The organism is uncultured Roseobacter sp., assembly GCF_947495025.1.
Classification (GTDB): domain Bacteria; phylum Pseudomonadota; class Alphaproteobacteria; order Rhodobacterales; family Rhodobacteraceae; genus Roseobacter.
Window position 1 is genome coordinate 838,395 of the sequence record NZ_CANLXG010000001.1, and the last position, 16,459, is coordinate 854,853.

The window sequence follows — 16,459 nt, forward strand, 5'->3', positions numbered from 1 at the left end:
GCCGAGATTTCGGTTGATCGAATCACAGTCCTCTACTAAGCCGCGATTCAGCAAGGCTATACCGGGAGAAGACGGGTCACCGTCGCCGAAGGAGCAACCGCCCCGGAAACTCTCAGGTCCCAGGACCGGTATGGCTGAAACACTCCGGAAAGCGGCCCCTGTCGGGGTCCACCGTAGGAGAAAGCCCGGGACACCGGGTGAAACTCTCAGGTTCCACGCACGGAGGGGGCACGCGGCCGAGGCCGCACGTGCGAGGAAAGCAAACATGTCCAGAGTTGCCGTTATCGGAGCCGGTGTCACCGGCCTTACCACCGCCTATGAACTGCTGAACCGGGGTTTTGATGTCACAGTGTTCGACCGCAACCGCTATGCGGCTATGGAAACAAGCTTTGCCAATGGCGGTCAGCTGTCGGCCTCCAATGCCGAGGTCTGGACGCAGTGGGGGACCGTGCTGAAGGGTATCCGCTGGATGCTGCAGGCCGATGCGCCACTGCTGGTCAACCCGGCCCCCACCCTGCACAAAATGCGCTGGATGGCAGAGTTTCTGTCCAACATCCCCAACTACAGAGCCAACACCATAGAAACCGTCAGGCTCGCCATTGCTGCGCGCGCGGTTCTCTTCGAGATGGCCGACCGCGAAGGCATCGATTTTGATCTGGAGCGTCGCGGCATTCTGCACTTTTACGACCGTCAGAAAGACCTGGCGCATGCCCGGCGCGTAAACGAACTGCTGCGCGAAGGCGGGCTGGACCGACGCGAGGTTTCCGTCGACGAGGTGCGCGCAATCGAACCCGCCCTGCAGGGCGACATCATCGGCGGTTTTGTGACAGAATCCGACAGCTCGGGTGACATTCACAAATTCACCATGGGTCTGTCGCGGGCCTGCGCCCGCCGCGGCGCCGAGCTCCGGTTCGGAGCCGACGTGGAGCGCCTCGCAGCGCGTGATGGCGCCGTGCGTGTTACAGCTGGTGGCGTCACCGACGTGTTTGATGCTGTCGTCGTCAGCGCGGGTATTCAGAGCCGCGAGTTCGCCCGCCAGCTGGGGGACCGCGTCAACATCTATCCGGTCAAAGGCTATTCCGTCACTGTGTCGCTGGATGATGCAGAAAGCCAGGCAGCTGCTCCCTGGATCAGCCTGCTGGATGACCGTGCCAAGATCGTCGCCAGCCGCTTTGGCGCAAATCGTTTCCGCATCGCGGGAACGGCCGAATTCAACGGCGCTAACCGGGACATCCGCGCAGACCGTATCCGGCCCCTGACCGAATGGTGCGAACGTCACTTCCCCGGCGTCTCGACCGAGAATGTCACACCCTGGGCCGGGCTGCGTCCGATGATGCCGTCCATGTTGCCACGCGTCGGCCGCGGCAAAGCGCCGGGCGTTTTCTATAACACCGGGCATGGCCATCTGGGCTGGACTCTTTCGGCGGCCACAGCCCGGATCATTGCGGGCAGCGTCGCGGACGAAAAGGGCCAGAGCATCCGGCTGTCCGGACCCGTGGCGAAAGCCGCATGAATCCACAGGCACGGGTGACGGTGCGCCGTCACCCGTGATCTCAGACCGCTTGCATCAATGTGGTGTCTGCAAGCGGCTGTTCCACCAAGGAACTGCCGGTGAATACGCGCAGCCACCTGGCGGCATAAAGTGACGGTTCCGACAGGCCGCGAGCCATACCACCGGTTTCACAGACCGGCGGCTCGGTCATCATTTTCTGCAGGCCTGCGGCCCAGGCTTCAGCGGACCGCCCGGACTGAACCCGGATGCCGTTTCCCGCCTGATCGCGCAGCCCGTCGACATCGGCCACGAGTACCGGCCGGCCTGCGGCCCTGGCTTCCTGAGCGACCAGGCCGAAGGCCTCCCAGCGCGAAGGCATCGCGACCATGCTCACGGCGGCATAGGCCGCGCGTACATCATCTGTATGTCCGCAGAACGTGATCCTCGGATCCGGCCCGGCAAGAGTTTCAAGCCGTCCGCGCTCGTCCCCTTCCCCGAAAAACAACAGTTGTGCGTCTGATTGCGGACACATCCGGAACGCCTCGATCAGCATGTCAAAACCCTTCTGCGGCTCCAGCCGGCCAAAAGCCCCGATAACCGGACGGGCGGTTTGAACCGGGGCAATATCCGCAAGTCCGGTCATATCGACCTGTGGATGGATCACGGACAGCGCCTCGGGTTGCACAAGGTTACGTGCCTGCATCCATTTGGCCTGTTCGTTGCTGACGGCTACGACCCGGTCAAAAAGCGCATAGGAAACGCGCAGCATCGTATGAAAACGTCGCTTGTTCGGAACATTCAGGGCCGAGAACGCCGGTGTATAACTGTGCTCGATATGAACAAGGCGCACCGTCGGATTGAGCGCCCGCAGGGTCATCAGCGCCGGCAGGCCACGCCAGCGCAACGACAGGTGAGACACCACGACATCAGCGTCGTGTCTGTCTGCGCCCAGCGCATTTTTACTGACGGGCTTTACGGTCTGACTTAACCTGCCGGCAAAGTCGGGGAGTGCCAGCAGATTATCAAGCATCCGCATCACACCGCCGGGCGTGCAGTCATCAACAAGGTGTACGATTTTCAGAGGTTTCATCTTTTTTCTCCTATTCAGCGGGCGCGGAATGCAATCAGGCGCGCAGCCTGACGCAGGGGCCCGGGGCCAAGGACGTGCAGCATGGCAGCGGCACTTATGGTCACAGAGGACCGGACGGGTTCCTCGAGCAGCGGGCGCGCGGAACTTGCCATTGCCCTGCAGACCAGCGGCCAGGCCTGCCGGGTATCCAGCGCACTGATCGCCCGGCGCGCCAGATAGCGCAGCTGATACGCGCGCGCGACGCCTTCCCAGCGCGTGAAAAATCCGGGGTTACAGGGCCGCAGTTTCGAGATCATCCGCTCCCACGATGCCAGCTGGCGCTCGGTCGCTGCAGAAAGGCCGTTCGGGTTTACCCGGTAGCCTGTCAGAAACCCCGGAATCCCCTCGACCTGCCAGTCTGTTGTCAGCACCAGCCGGAGCCAGCATTCGATATCCTCTGACTGGCGGAACGTTTCGTCAAAATACCAGTCGCGCCGGCGCTCGACTGCCGGCCGCCACGCGATGTCGTCAAGCGCTGCGCGACGCATGACAGCGGACGATCCGTTGCCGACCGGGTTGCGGCACAGAATAGTGCGTGCCGAAATATTGCGCAGCCGCGGGCGTTGTCTCATCCCGGTCGGGCGGGATGCGTCGTCAATCAGCACAGACCCCGAAAAACTCAGACCGACGTCAGGCGATGCGTTCAGGTGATCGACATGGGCAGCCAGTTTCTCGGGCATCCAGATATCGTCTGCATCACAGAACCCCACATACCGTCCCCGGGCCGCGTCAATACCGGAGTTCCGCGCGCCGGCGAGGCCCCGGTTGGCCTGGGTGATGATCCGCAGCCGGGGATCAGATGCAAATGCCTCTGCAACGCGCAGCGTGCCGTCCGTAGAGCCGTCGTTGACAACGAGTATCTCAAAATCCCGGAACGACTGCGCGAGCAGTGACTGAAGGGTCCCGGCAAGCGTGGTTTCAGAGTTAAAGGCGGGTACGACAATCGAAGCTGTTGGCATGGCTGTGTCCTCGGTCAGTTGGAAAACAGGAAATGGCGGGTTCTGCGTGGCAGAACCGGCGCCGCGAATGCCGCGAGCGCGGTCATGCCGCCACGGCACAAGGGGAACAGAAAACCCCGGGCGCTGCATCGCAGTCCCTGCAGCGTAAAACGCGCCGGATCGAAGGCACCACTGTCGATCCGCAATGCGCGGCGGGCGAGATACCGCAGGTAAGCAGCTTCTGCGGACGGGTCCGGGGCATAGCCGAAGCGACGGGCTGTCCTGAGGGCGTTTTCGCGTCCGGCGCGCATCGCCGGCAGGTCAGAGGAAAGGCCGGTGGGGCTGGCACGGTACCAGACCTGAAGGCTGTCAACCGAACGGATGCAGGCCCCTTTGCCCACGAACCGCACGAGGAACTCAAGGTCCTCGTTGTGCACAACACCGGTGTCCAGCCCGCCTGCAGCCAGAAATGCGTGCCGCCCGACTGTCAGATTGGACATGGTGCAGACCGGGTTTTCGGCCAGCAGGACAGGCACTGTAAGTGGTGCATCATGCACTGTGGAAACCGTACGGCTGTCCGCAGGTGTCTGCCTGAAAAAGCCGATCTGTCCATAGAGCCCGTCCGCATCCGATTGTGCAAAAGCAGCAGCGAGTTCAGCAAGACGTTCAGGCGCCCAGATGTCGTCTGCATCACAGAAGGACAGATACGTGCCGGTCGCCACAACCGCCGCAGCATTGCGCGCGGCGCTAGGCCCCCTGCCCGGGTGGCGGATCAGGCGGATCCGGCTGTCCGCAGCAGCTGCCGCAGCGACCATCTGTGCTGTGCCGTCCTGTGACCCGTCGTCGACAAAGATTGCTTCCCAGTCTGCACAGGTCTGAGTGCGGATGCTTTCAAGCGTCGGTGCGATCACTTCGGCTTCATTCAGGAAAGGGACAATAACTGAAAACAGGGGCATATCAGCTCCTCCTCTGGTGGGTACGAAAACCCGTTGGGACATAGTAAAAAGCAGCGCCAAGCATGATGACCGCCGACGTCACCAGATACCCGGTGGCAACCGCGGTCAGCCCAAGCGGCGTGAGCACGGCAGTGTTCAGCATCAGTGCGACAGCAATCAGGACGCTCACAGCAAATTCTTCCGCCGGGCGCTCACTGGCGCGCAGCCAGCCTGCAACAGCTGACCAGATCACTGACGGCAGGGCGGCAAAACAAAGGATGGAGACAACCGGTGCAATATCCTGCCAGCCATCCCCCAGCAGCACAGGCACGTAAAACGGCGCCAGCGCGGCCTGAAGCGCGACCACGGGGGTCAGCACGACCAGCGACAGCCCCAGCCCCCCGCGCAGTGCGGCAAGCCGGTCACCGGCGGCACAAAGATAGGGGAACAGCACCACCGAGAAGGCCTGTGTAAAGGAAGTGGCCAGTCCCAGCCCGGCGTTGAACGCCATGAAATATATCCCGAGGCTTTCCGCCCCCAGCATGGCGCCGACGATCAGCTTGTCCGCCTGCATGCGCAGCACCCTGACGACTTCGGTCCCCAGCACGGCCCAGCCATAGGTCATGAAATCACGCAGCGGTGCGAACCCGTATTTCTCATCCGCGCGCCAGGGGCGCAGCCGCCGCATCAGGACCAGCCAGATCGGGGCAGCAATCACACGCGGCAGTACGAGCGCCAGCGGAGATGGCCAGAAAAGCGCCAGAATGACAGTAGCGATATTTGCGCCCGCCACCTGGGCCCCGGCAATCGCAGCCGTCTGGTGAAGCCTGCCTTCGCGCATTGCCAGCGCTGCCTGCACGAGCCCGGCAGGCATAAAAAGATACTCTGCCGCAAGCAGCGCCAGAAGCGCCGCCAGCGTCGGCTGGCCCATCAGAGCACAAAGACCGGCAACAGAGATCTGCAGCAGGAAAAGCCCCCCGCACCACCAGCGGAAAATCCAGCGCGCTGTGTTGCAGCGCTGTTCCAGCTCGTTCTCCGGCGATGCGATAATCCGCTGGCCTGCGCCGTTCTCTGTAAGTGCCTTGAGCAGGTCACCGGCAGCGAGCGCGGCAGCGGCCACCCCGATGGCCGCCGGGTCCATGGTGCGCGCAATGACAACGACCACCAGCAGGCGGGTGATCTTACCCGCCGCTTCTGATGCCGCATAGGACAGCAGCTGCTGCGCAAATCTGTTCCCTGCAAAAAAACGTGTCATCACTCATCCGATCCGAACTGGTTACATGCTGCCGTTCTAAACAGGCTGAGAACGCAGGTCCCCCGCCCGGGCGGACAGCGTGGCAGGCCATCGGGGGTATGACCTATCCGTTTGGATGCTTCGGCCATCCCCTTGCCAGTCTTATGCAATGAGCCGGTCTGGCGTAGGTCAGGGGCAGAAAAACGGAGTGTGTTAAAGATGAAAAGATTTCTGAAAAATACTGTTCTCGGTGCAGCTTCTCTGGCGGCGCTTACCGCGTGCACCAGCATGAAAACACCGCAGAACATTGAAGCGGTTGAGACCGGCAAAGGATACCAGTCGCAGTACCGCGAACCGGCAGTTGCGCGGAATTCCATGGGGTTCCTGCAATCCAGCATGCTGAATGAAAGCAGCTGCCTGCCCGAAGCCGGTGGCAGCCGCGAAGCCATCGCAGCAAAATGGGGTGGCCCGTCGCTGAACGGGTTGCTGGGTGAAAAGCTGTCGCGCAATGATATGGTTCAGGTCACGATTGATGGCGATGACGCGCTGAGCGGAACATTTGTCGTGTCCCGCGACGGGACGCTCAAGCTGCCTTATCTGGGCGCTGTCCCCGCACAGGGACGTACGGCCGTCGAGGTGGAACGCATGCTGAGCAATGCGCTCGTTTCCGCACAGTTCTACAAAAACCCGCCGCGCCTGACCGTGCGCATTACCGATTTTGCCTCCGTTGTGGTCGGGGTCAAGGGAGCCGTGTTCGAACCACACGCGGTTGAAGTCGGCGGCATCGCTGGTGATGCGCTGGACACGGGTCGCCAGAATGCGCTCGGCGCATCGACAGAAGGCCGCAACCTTGCAGCAGCACTGCGCGCCGCCGGTGGTGTGCGCCCGGATGCCGATCTGTCATCGGTTGAGCTGCACCGGGCCGGACGGGTTTACCGCATGGACCTGCGTGGCATTTTTGACGGTACAGATCCCACTGACATCATGATGCTCTCGGGTGATGAAATCGTCGTCAAAAGCCGCCACTGTTTTCAGGACGAACTGATGCGTCCGGGTCCGATCAGCCCTCCGGGTGTGTCGCTGTTCCTGTCGAACCTGACCCAGCCGGCAACAGGCAATGCCGTTTCGGCCATTGGTCGCGAAGTGCGCCAGACCCCTTATGGCACGCGTTTCATGCAGGCCGTGGTCGACAGCAACTGCGTCGGCGGGTCAAAAACGACCAACGCAAACCGCAGCGCGGTCCTGTTTTCGCGCAACCCGATCACCGGCGTTTCTGTTGTGATCGAGCGCGATATCGAGGATCTGCTGCGCCGGGGCGACCGGGATGATTTTGATCCCTATGTTCTGCCGGGCGATTCCATCGCCTGCTACGACAGCACGGTAACCGGTATTGCCGAAATCGGCCGCGTGCTGGGCGTTGTCGGTACCGGTCTGCTGCTGGCGCAGTAACCTTCAGACGGCCAGGGGCAATCTCCTGCGGGAGGTTGCCCACAGCCTTTTTGTCCGGTGCGCCAGCACTTCGAGGCGATCGTTCTCCGCAGCCTCAATCGCGTTTTCCACGTCAATCAGTACCGTTCGCAGTTCGGACAGGCCAAACAGTGCTGCACTTCCGGCGATGCGGTGGCATTCCATCTTCAGCGCGCTCTGATCACCATGCTGCCATGCCGCCGTCCTGAGCTGCACTGCCAGAGCATCCATCTCTTCGCAGAACCGTTTCAGCAGACGCTCAAATGCTGCATCTCCGAGGTCTTCGCGCATGTCGTCGAGGCTGGTCGGCACCGGACCGGCACTGTCTGTACCACTGAACGCTCCGGTCACTGACTGCAACGCGTCACGCAACGCAGGCACCGTGATCGGCTTGCCCACAAAGGATGTCATGCCTGCCTGGTGGAATTTTTCCACGGCGTCTGCCAGCACATTCGCCGATACCGCAATGATCGGCACATCCGCGGACGGCCCCCCGCCGCTGCGGATGTGACGGGTTGCCGTCAGACCGTCCATCACCGGCATGCTGATGTCCATCAGGATCGCATCAAAACGCCGGGTACCGGCGGCATCGACACCTGATCTGCCATCGGTGGCCGTGGTAACCCGGTGGCCCTCTTTTTCCAGCATCTTACGGATCACCAGAAGGTTGATCTCGTTGTCTTCGACCACCAGCAGATCAAGAGCTTTCTGCGCGCCGGCTGCGCTTTGCTCCGAAGCGCTGGCCAGCCCGGGATCAGAGGCCGGAAGCGGCAAACGTACCCAGAAGACACTGCCCTCGCCCGGCTCACTCTCCACACCGACAGTGCCGCCCAGAGCACGTGCCAGACGCCGGGCAATGCCCAGCCCAAGACCGGTACCATCTGCCACACGGCCCAGAGAGGGATCCGTTGTGTGAAAATCCTCGAACACTTTTCCGGCGTCTTCTTGTGCGATGCCGACGCCGGTATCGATCACACGGAACTCATAAAACGGCGCACCGGTCTGATCGTCCTCGCCGTCAATCTCGACCTCGACAGAGACACGGCCATCTTTGGTGAATTTGATCGCATTTCCTACAAGGTTCAGCAGAATCCGGCGTATCTTCGGACCATCGGTGCGCACCCAGGGCACAGGCGTTCCCAGCCACTGCCACTCGATCACATTACCGCGCTCTGCCGCGCTGCCGCTCTGGCTGTCGACAATCTCCTGGACAAGCGCGCCCAGATCAACAGGCTCTCGCGTGACTGTCATTTTCCCGGCCTCATAGCGGGCAATGTCGAGCACTGAATTTACGTGACTGAGCAGAACCTCGCCTGATATCTCCATGTTCCGGATGAACTGCTTCTGATCCGCAGAAAGGCGCGTATCACCCAGCAGCGACAGGTTTCCGATGATCCCGTTCAGAGGTGTCCGGATTTCATGGCTCATCACCGTCAGAAAATCATCCTTGGCCTTCTGTCCTGCCAGGGCTCTGTCCCGCGCTGAAATCAGCTCCTGCTCGTTTGCAACCCGCCTCGAGATATCGCGCAGAAACCCGATGACGATTTCGCCGCTTTCGTCCGTGGCCGACTGCAGCGCCAGTTCGACAGGAAACACCGCGCCATCGGCCCGCATCGCTTCCAGCTGCACCCTGCCCTTGCCGACCACATGACGGTCCCCGCCCCGCTGCATGCGCTCCATGCCCTCGTCATGAGCGTCACGCAAATGGGGTGGCACAACAAGTTCACCGACTGAACGCCCCCTGACGTCGGCTTCTGTGTAGCCGAAAATCGCTTCTGCGGCCGGGTTGAACTGGATTACCTTCCCTTCGGCATCCGACACGATCACGCCATCCAGCGAGGTCGACAGAACCGTGTTCATCCGCGCGTTTGCCTGTGCAAGGCGTGCGCTGCTGCGGCGGATCATCCGGTTGGTGAAAAAGAGGTAGACGCTGACACCAGCCAGCGCCAGCAGCAATGCTGCCGAGAACGCAGCAAGTCTTGCCAGCGTCGCGGCGGTGTCGGCCCTGCGCGCATCAGACTGACGCGCGAAAAAATCGAGACCGGAAACAGACAGCCGCCTGACATCATCGCGCAACGTGCTGGCATCCAGCCATATATCCCCGATGCTGCGCTCCAGAGCGGCATCGTCACCATCAATTGCAGGGACCGTTGCGTCCAGAAGTGACGACAGCGCCGCAAGCGGCTTGGCGAACTCCGGCGTTTCCCGCAGGGCACTGAACAGCCGCGAATGTTCCAGCGTGTCTACGCGGCTGTAAAAAACATCGAACTGACGGCGGATCTCCGAGAGGTCAAATTCCTCCTGGTCAGCAGCTTCATCCGGACCGTCGTGGCCGTGGTGTTCCAGTGCATTGAGAAAGGACAGATACTCTACCTCGACCTGCGTCAGGGTCCACTGCACATTGTCCGAACTGGCCGATCGCTGTTGTTCGAGATCCTCCACGACCTGCCGCCCCAGCAGAACGGTTGCCGTCAGAATCACAAAAAACCCAAAGCCGATGAGCCATATGGCCCACCGGCTTTGCCGAAGGTATTCCGGTTCAGACTGCTTCACTGACACATCCCGTCACAGCGTTCCGTGGCTTCACGCTATTGCACGACCTCCAGCCTGTCGAGTTGCCAGATACTGCGCGAATAAATCACTTCGGTTCGGAATTCCGGGTCGCTGTCATAGGGGTAGACAATCCAGAGCGGACCTTTCTGACGCCGTGACATTTCCCTGCCGTCCATCTGATAGGCCACAATCGGTGCGGTCGCCGTTACTGATGCGACCGGGATCTCTACGGTATAGTCGTTTATTGCGGTGGCCAGGACCGTGCCATCGCTGGCATCCACGACATCCAGCAGGTCTGCAAGCGGCACACCGACAAATGTCTTTTCGCCCTCTGTCCAGATTGTGCTGGTTGTATAGGAAACGGCTGGCATTTCAGCGAGCATCTGAAGGTCGAAGCGGGCCGTACCGTCGTCATTGAGAAGGCCGATGTCACCACTTACTGTCAGAACGACATCGCTTTGAGGGTCGGCCAGCTGCTCAGCAGAGGCCGGTGCCGCCAGCGCCAGTACCAGACCGGCAAGAATTCCAGGTAGGATGCGCATCATTTCCTCCATACAGATCGCAGGGACCTTATGCACAAATGCGGTCCGCCGCGACAATCAGGCATGCGTATAGCATGCTACCCTTTCGGATAGGTTCCCACGTATCAGGCCGCCCGGATGCAGCTGCTGCTGTCACCTGCAAAGACGTCCGACAACTCAGGGCGATCCTGTGCAAACGCCATTGTCGCTTCAAGAAAGCCACGTACCGATCCGCAGTCAAAGCGCTGCCCCTCAAAGGCAAAACCGTTCACGCCCGCGTTCGCAAGGTCGGCTGCAATTGCATCAGTCAGCTGGATCTCTCCACCGGAGCCGGGCGCCAGACCGCACAGATGGTCGAAAATCGACGGCTGCAGGATGTAGCGGCCGACAATACCGGAACGGGACGGCGCTTCTCCGGCGCGCGGTTTCTCGACCAGACCGCGCAGGTTCTGAATTCTGCCAAAAGTCTGCGCGATATCGGCAACGCCATAGGAACTGAGCTTTTCGGCAGGGACGGTTTCGGTGGCGACCATGTGGGCCGGGAACTGGCCAAAAGCGCGGATCATCTGGTCCAGCGCCGGCGTATCTGCGCGGATGACATCATCCGGCAGAATGACCGCAAAGGGTTCGTCACCGATCAGGTCTCGCGCCAGCGAGACCGCATGACCCAGACCGCGCGGGTTTTCCTGACGTACGAAGCGGACAGTGCCACCTGCGATCTGTGTCGACTGCAATGCATGCAGCGCAGATGTCTTGCCCGCCCTGGCCAGCGTTTCCTCAAGCTCCGGCATGTCCACGAAGTAATTCTCCAGAGCAGCTTTGCCCGCTGAAGTGATGAAGATGAATTCTTCGATACCCGCGGCCCGGGCTTCCTCGACCGCATAGTGGATCAGCGGCCGGTCAATCAGGGGCAACATCTCCTTGGGAACGGATTTGGTCGCGGGCAGAAAGCGGGTCCCAAGACCTGCGACAGGGAAAACTGCTTTGGTTACGTGTGTCATGGTTATTCTCCTCAGGGTAAATCAGAAACTCAGTAAGCGCCGCGGCCAGAGACCACTGCCCGGAACGTCAGGGCGATCAGCATCAGGTCGAGCAGGATGGAACGCGACCGGACATAGGCCAGATCCATATCGATCATTTTGTCAAAACCGATGCTTGCGCGGCCTGAAACCTGCCAGATGCCGGTGATACCCGGGCGCGTCTTCAGTCTGCCCCTGGCGTGACCGGGATAGGCCGCAACCTCCTCGGGCAGAGCCGGACGCGGTCCGACAAGGGACATGTCACCGCGCAGCACGTTGATCAGCTGCGGCAGTTCATCCAGCGACGTACGGCGCAGGAAACGCCCGATACGTGTCACCCGTGGATCATTGCGGGATTTAAAGCAGACACCTTCCCGATCAGAGGTCTGCAGCAGATCTGCGCGACGCGCTTCGGCGTCTGTTTGCATGGAACGGAACTTCAGCATCTCAAAGGGTTTACCGTCGCGTCCAATGCGGGTCTGGCGGAACAATGCGGGCCCTTTGCTGTCCAGACGGATAAGCATGGCCACCACCATCATCGGCAATGCAAGCGCCACGAGAGCTGTTCCGGTCAACATCGCATCAAGTCCGCGTTGCGCCGCCTGCTCCCGGTCGGCGCGGGCAATGGCATAGTGTGCGGCGCGCGTCATAAAGGTCAGATTTCCGATCAGATACCTCTGGGCAAGGCGCTTCGGCTCGAGCGCCAGCCGCCAGACCCATTCCATGCGCGCCCTGCGGACAACCGCAGGCGCACGCCTGACATTGCCTGCGAGAAAATCAAGGAGCGCCCCGACGCTCAGAACAAGCGAGGCATTCAGCAGGTGGCGGTTCTGGTCAACCCAGAGTTCCTGGCGCGGCACACCCATTGCCACGAGTACAATATCGGCGCCGCTTTCATTAATGTCTCGCACAGCCGGACCTGCCGGGACTGCACCCCCATAACCATCGCGCGATCCCGCGATGCGCAGGCCCGGAATGTCAAAACTCAGACGCGCCGCTGCAGCAGCGGCTGTGCCCGGTTTGCCGCCGATCAGAAAAACGGACAGGCCAAGCCTTGCGGCATGCTGCAGCAGGAGCGGTACAAAATCCGTGCCGTTCAGGTTGGCAGTGAGGTTCCGGCCCTGCATCCGGGCCGCCAACTCTACGCCGATGCCATCCGGCAGGATGTAATCCGTGCGCCTGAGCGCTGCTGCATATGCCCGGTCGCGCGCCCGGACGTTGACACAATGTGCGTTCGCAAAAGCAACCGTTGCGCGACTGCCGCACAGCAGGTGGCGGGCCACGTCGTGGGGTTCTGCGCTGACAAGCGGTATGCCCATAACCGTTGTGACAGGCAGGGTTCTGGCGGCGGCCGGCAGAGCGCCGGGCATCAGTGACTGGGCGGGTTGATAGTGCATGGGTTCGCTCCGGGGAATGTTTTCGTCTTGCCTCCAGGATGCTTAAAGAGACAGATCTGCAACAGACGGGCGTCCGGACAGTGAACGACGCAGCCGGAGCCATCGGGCTGTCTGAAAGCAGCGGAATTCATGCCAGGTGGAAACCTTCCTACCCGAATGGGTAGAAAACACTGTCCAATTGCCCGTATTATTTGATTAATTCAGGAAGGGTATAGCTTTACCCCAGAGATATGATTCGCCGCGGGAGACGAACAGTGAGAGTATTGATCGCCGACGACCACGAGCTGGTACTCGACACGATTGTCGCCTTTGTTGAAGCGGCGGGCGGTATTGAGGTTGTAACCGCTCCGGACTTTCACGCGGCAAAAGATCATATAGAAAACCAGCCGCCCTTCGATCTTGTCCTTCTGGACCTGAACATGCCCGGTATGAACGGCCTTGAGGGTCTGAAAACGGCCATCGACATGGAAGGAGCATCGCGTGTCGCGCTGCTGACTGGCGAGGCTGGTCGTGACGTTGCCGAACGCGCGCTGGCAGCCGGCGCTGCTGGTTTCGTGCCCAAAACACTGCCGGCGAAATCACTGGTCAATGCGATCCGATTTATGGCGATGGGAGAGCAGTATCTGCCTGCGGGTTTCATGGCCGCCGCGGACAAAGAGAGTGATCACCCGCTCGCCAAGAAACTCACTCAGCGCGAGATGCAGGTTCTCAAAGGCCTGACAGAAGGCAAATCAAACAAAGAGATAGCGCGCGATCTTGATCTTTCGGAACCGACAATCAAGCTGCACGTGAAAACGCTCTATCGCAAGGTCGGCGCCAGCAACCGGACACAGGCGGCACTTACCGCACGCGAAGCGGGTCTCTTCTGACAGGCCCTATCCTTCCGGATAGTCCACGAACTAATTGCCCCCTGACCTATCCCTGGTCGCAGCGGACGCTGGCTGCCACCCCGATGTAGAACGACCTCAGATTAAGAGGTATTCTATGTTTGGATCTGTTACCCCCACCGTCGCTGAACATCACAACACACAGCCTGCCGGATGGCTGAGCATTTATCGCCGGCCACTGGCGAGCCTTGGATGGCGCAGGCTGATATGCGGCGGACGCCTTTCCGATGCCGGCCGCCTGCCCCGCTACTTTGCGGTGTTTCTGCTGGGCGCCAGCTGTCTCTGGGCGCCCATAGTCGGATATCTGACAACCGCACCACTGCAGTACAGCTCGCATGCCTCGCTGATTCTGCCCGGCTCGGGCGCATCAGCCTCTGTTAACCTGAGCAACATCGGTCAGGCCTCATCATATGCCAGTTCGGCGTTTTCCAACGGATCCATCAGCCCGACAGAAACCTACAAACGCCTTATCGGCGCGGATCGTATCCTCGCAGCTGCGGCCGATGAACTGGAGATTTCACCTGCGGTGCTGGGCAAACCCAGAGTGACCCTCGTCGATCAGACAAGTCTCATTCACATTGAGCTCAAAGGCGCCTCGCCAGAAGAGGCGCAGCAATATGGCGACGCCCTGATCCGCGCACTCTTTACCGAAATCGACGCGCTGCGCGCCGACGAAATCAAATCGCGCGAAACCGGTGGTCAGGGTGCCATTGAGGAATACACAAGGTCCGTCAGCGAAATCCGTGCCGCCATTACACAACTGCAGAAACAGAGTGGTCTGCTCACAGCCGCGCAATACGCCGACCAGGTAGCCGCAAACGACCGGATGAAGGAACAGCTTCGCCAGCTCAGGGCTCAGGCTGCCGAACAGTCGCAACGCGTTGCTGCGCTCGAAACTGCGCTTGGCCTGCCGCCGAAAACGGCTGCGATCACCCTGAAGCTTTTTGCGGACCGCCAGTATCTGTCGCTGCTGGATGACGTCGCTGCGCATGGTGCCGTTCTGGCGCAGGCGAGCACCGGATACGGCGTGAAACACCCTACCTATATCAGCGCTGAAGAAGCCTATCGCGGTGCACAGCTGGCCGCACGTCAGCGTGCCTCTGTTGTGACCGGGCTTGCCCCGGAACTGCTGGACGGCCTCGACCGTGCTCCCGCGGGCGAAAGAGCGACCCTTCTGAGCGAGCTGGTGCGCGCGAATGCCGGGTTTGCAGGGATATCGCAAAAGGTCACCGATCTGACGGAACGTACAGAAGCCGAAAGCAGCCGCCTGCACGATCTGGCGCCGGTTGCTGCAGAGCTCGAAGACCGCCAGCGAGATTTCTCTGTTGCCGAAGCGGTCTTTGCCTCGGCGATTGCACGGTCGGAATCCACCAAAACCGATGTTTACGCATCCTATCCGCTGATCCAGGTCCTTGAGGACCCATCCCTGCCGGCCGCCCCCTCGTCACCCAAGCGAAAACTCTCGCTTGCGGCCGGCGTCGCAGCGACCCTTATGCTGTTTATGGGCCTGCTCCTTGCGTGGCTGCGCCAGCCGCTGATCTCACGGCTGATCAGTAAGCCCGGCGGGCAGAACGGGGCATGAAAGCAGCGCCCGAAAATCCCGCCGAAAAGATCGTCTGGACAACGCTGATCTGGACATGGGGGTTTTATGCCTTTGGCAGCCTCTACGTGGTTGGCCCTGTTCTGGCCTGGTGTCTCGGTGCGCTGGCTTTCCTCTCGCTGTTTCTGGGGCCGGCAATTCGGTCCGACCTGCGGGCGACCGGCCCGGTGCCCTGGCTGATCTGGCTGTGGTTCGCGGGCATGGCGGTGATGCTTTTTGCGCTGTGGACCGGCCATATCGACTGGGGCCTCGGTCTGAAAAAGACCATAAAATCATCGGTGGGCTGGGCCAAGGGCTGGGCGTTGCTCGCATTGTTCCCGCTGGCAGGCGCCGTGCTTCCGATCCGGCGCGAGGTGCTGATCCGTGCACAGTGTATTCTGGGACTGGCGACGCTGATCATTGCCCCCCTGTTGCTGGTTGCCCCGTTCATCGGTTTGCCGGAACGCATTTTCACGTCACCACTCAGGGCGGTTGGCGGTCCCGGTCCGGAATACTTCAGCGTTTATCTCTACACGCTCGATCCGGCCAGCTGGACGGTGCGCTGGCAATTCTATGCACCCTGGTCACCCTTTGCGGCGATTCTCGGTATCCTGATGGTGCTCTTTGCGCTCGAGGAACGGCACAGAGGATGGATGATCGCCGGACTTGGCGCCGGCGTGCTGATGATCCTTGCATCAAAGTCCCGCATGGGGCTGGTCGGTCTGGTGGCCTGTACGATGGGCCCCCGCCTGCTGCCTCTGATCGCCCGGACCTGGGCCTGGATGATGGTATCCGGTCTGATGGCCAGCCTGGCCATATGGGGTTCTTTTGCCATCGACGCCGGCCGCGCCGGTATTCAGGGGTTTCGCAGCGCCCGCGCCGACAGCACGCGGGTGCGCGAGACGCTCCAGCGGATTGCCTGGGAACGCTGGCAGAACGATGCGGTCTGGTTCGGCCATGGTACCGTCCAGCCCGGACCGCATCTTGTTGAATACATGCCGATCGGCAGTCACCACACCTGGTATGCGCTGCTTTTTGTTAAAGGCGTGGTGGGCTTTTTCGCCTTCTTTATTCCCTTTGTGGTGCATTTTCTGATGGTTACCGTCGACACAGTACGGTCATCACAGGGTCGCCTGCCACTGGGCATCCTGATGACCTTTCTGCTGCTGTCGTTTGGCGAGAACATCGAAATCGAAGCCTATCTGATGTGGCCTGCTCTGGTGTTGCTCGGCTGTCATATCCGCGAAATGGAAACCCGACGGGACGCGGAACAGGCCAGCGCGGCCTCCCGGCCCCTTCCCGCCTGAT

Annotated in this window: 13 protein-coding genes and 1 riboswitch; of the genes, 5 read left to right on the top strand and 8 right to left on the bottom strand. The window is 60.9% G+C overall.

Annotated features, from left to right (window positions below; translation table 11 throughout):
* Positions 1 to 52: 52 nt before the first annotated feature.
* A riboswitch (glycine riboswitch) is annotated at positions 53 to 138 on the top strand.
* Positions 131 to 1,513 carry a D-amino acid dehydrogenase gene (locus tag Q0792_RS04080; RefSeq protein ID WP_298836680.1) on the top strand — a complete coding sequence of 461 codons (1,383 nt, stop codon included), beginning with the start codon at positions 131 to 133 and terminating at the stop codon, positions 1,511 to 1,513. Its footprint overlaps the riboswitch before it by 8 nt.
* 40 nt (positions 1,514 to 1,553) lie before the next feature.
* On the opposite strand, the gene Q0792_RS04085 is transcribed toward Q0792_RS04080, so the two are convergent.
* The 4 genes from Q0792_RS04085 to Q0792_RS04100 are packed head-to-tail and all read right to left on the bottom strand — an operon-like array spanning position 1,554 to position 5,749.
* The gene (locus Q0792_RS04085) at positions 1,554 to 2,582 is read right to left on the bottom strand and encodes a glycosyltransferase family 4 protein (protein WP_298836682.1); all 1,029 of its coding nucleotides are present in this window, start codon (positions 2,580 to 2,582) and stop codon (positions 1,554 to 1,556) included.
* A 14-nt stretch (positions 2,583 to 2,596) separates the two neighbouring features.
* Complete coding sequence (locus Q0792_RS04090; RefSeq protein WP_298836684.1) at positions 2,597 to 3,580, bottom strand: glycosyltransferase family 2 protein; 984 nt, start codon at positions 3,578 to 3,580, stop codon at positions 2,597 to 2,599.
* 14 nt (positions 3,581 to 3,594) lie between these two features.
* Positions 3,595 to 4,515, bottom strand: a complete 921-nt coding sequence (locus Q0792_RS04095; RefSeq protein WP_298836686.1) for a glycosyltransferase family 2 protein — start codon at positions 4,513 to 4,515, stop codon at positions 3,595 to 3,597.
* A gap of 1 nt (position 4,516) precedes the next feature.
* A complete protein-coding gene (locus Q0792_RS04100; protein WP_298836688.1) occupies positions 4,517 to 5,749 on the bottom strand; it encodes an oligosaccharide flippase family protein in 1,233 nt (410 codons plus the stop codon).
* A gap of 198 nt (positions 5,750 to 5,947) precedes the next feature.
* Here Q0792_RS04100 and Q0792_RS04105 point away from each other — a divergent pair, with 198 nt between their 5' ends.
* Positions 5,948 to 7,177: a polysaccharide biosynthesis/export family protein gene (locus Q0792_RS04105; RefSeq protein ID WP_298836690.1), complete on the top strand. Its 1,230-nt coding sequence runs from the start codon at positions 5,948 to 5,950 to the stop codon at positions 7,175 to 7,177.
* 3 nt (positions 7,178 to 7,180) lie between these two features.
* Here the strand turns inward: Q0792_RS04105 and Q0792_RS04110 are convergent, their stop codons facing one another.
* The 4 genes from Q0792_RS04110 to Q0792_RS04125 all read right to left on the bottom strand — a co-directional run bounded on the left by Q0792_RS04110 (position 7,181) and on the right by Q0792_RS04125 (position 12,685).
* Complete coding sequence (locus Q0792_RS04110) at positions 7,181 to 9,748, bottom strand: PAS domain-containing hybrid sensor histidine kinase/response regulator (RefSeq protein ID WP_298836692.1); 2,568 nt, start codon at positions 9,746 to 9,748, stop codon at positions 7,181 to 7,183.
* Between the two features lie 35 nt (positions 9,749 to 9,783).
* Positions 9,784 to 10,290 carry a molybdopterin-dependent oxidoreductase gene (locus Q0792_RS04115; RefSeq protein WP_367276751.1) on the bottom strand — a complete coding sequence of 169 codons (507 nt, stop codon included), beginning with the start codon at positions 10,288 to 10,290 and terminating at the stop codon, positions 9,784 to 9,786.
* A gap of 104 nt (positions 10,291 to 10,394) precedes the next feature.
* Positions 10,395 to 11,270 (bottom strand): UTP--glucose-1-phosphate uridylyltransferase, encoded by an 876-nt coding sequence (locus tag Q0792_RS04120; RefSeq protein WP_298836693.1) that lies wholly within the window; start codon positions 11,268 to 11,270, stop codon positions 10,395 to 10,397.
* A gap of 29 nt (positions 11,271 to 11,299) precedes the next feature.
* Positions 11,300 to 12,685 (bottom strand): WecB/TagA/CpsF family glycosyltransferase, encoded by a 1,386-nt coding sequence (locus tag Q0792_RS04125; RefSeq protein ID WP_298836695.1) that lies wholly within the window; start codon positions 12,683 to 12,685, stop codon positions 11,300 to 11,302.
* Between the two features lie 254 nt (positions 12,686 to 12,939).
* Between Q0792_RS04125 and Q0792_RS04130 the strand changes: the two genes are divergently transcribed.
* From Q0792_RS04130 to Q0792_RS04140, 3 genes are all read left to right on the top strand, one after another.
* The gene (locus Q0792_RS04130) at positions 12,940 to 13,554 is read left to right on the top strand and encodes a response regulator transcription factor (protein WP_298836697.1); all 615 of its coding nucleotides are present in this window, start codon (positions 12,940 to 12,942) and stop codon (positions 13,552 to 13,554) included.
* 115 nt (positions 13,555 to 13,669) lie between these two features.
* Entirely contained in the window at positions 13,670 to 15,154 is a 1,485-nt protein-coding gene (locus Q0792_RS04135; protein WP_298836699.1) for a hypothetical protein, read from the top strand.
* Positions 15,151 to 16,458, top strand: coding sequence for an O-antigen ligase domain-containing protein (locus Q0792_RS04140; RefSeq protein WP_298836701.1), 1,308 nt, complete (start codon positions 15,151 to 15,153; stop codon positions 16,456 to 16,458). Before Q0792_RS04135 ends, Q0792_RS04140 begins: the two co-directional genes overlap by 4 nt.
* The last annotated feature ends 1 nt before the right edge of the window (position 16,459 follow it).

Coding starts and splice junctions, on each gene's coding strand:
- Q0792_RS04080 (WP_298836680.1), top strand. CDS start 131: ATGGCTGAAACACTCCGGAAAGCGGCCCCTGTCGGGGTCCACCGTAGG.
- Q0792_RS04085 (WP_298836682.1), bottom strand. CDS start 2,582: ATGAAACCTCTGAAAATCGTACACCTTGTTGATGACTGCACGCCCGGC.
- Q0792_RS04090 (WP_298836684.1), bottom strand. CDS start 3,580: ATGCCAACAGCTTCGATTGTCGTACCCGCCTTTAACTCTGAAACCACG.
- Q0792_RS04095 (WP_298836686.1), bottom strand. CDS start 4,515: ATGCCCCTGTTTTCAGTTATTGTCCCTTTCCTGAATGAAGCCGAAGTG.
- Q0792_RS04100 (WP_298836688.1), bottom strand. CDS start 5,749: ATGACACGTTTTTTTGCAGGGAACAGATTTGCGCAGCAGCTGCTGTCC.
- Q0792_RS04105 (WP_298836690.1), top strand. CDS start 5,948: ATGAAAAGATTTCTGAAAAATACTGTTCTCGGTGCAGCTTCTCTGGCG.
- Q0792_RS04115 (WP_367276751.1), bottom strand. CDS start 10,290: ATGCGCATCCTACCTGGAATTCTTGCCGGTCTGGTACTGGCGCTGGCG.
- Q0792_RS04120 (WP_298836693.1), bottom strand. CDS start 11,270: ATGACACACGTAACCAAAGCAGTTTTCCCTGTCGCAGGTCTTGGGACC.
- Q0792_RS04125 (WP_298836695.1), bottom strand. CDS start 12,685: ATGCACTATCAACCCGCCCAGTCACTGATGCCCGGCGCTCTGCCGGCC.
- Q0792_RS04135 (WP_298836699.1), top strand. CDS start 13,670: ATGTTTGGATCTGTTACCCCCACCGTCGCTGAACATCACAACACACAG.
- Q0792_RS04140 (WP_298836701.1), top strand. CDS start 15,151: ATGAAAGCAGCGCCCGAAAATCCCGCCGAAAAGATCGTCTGGACAACG.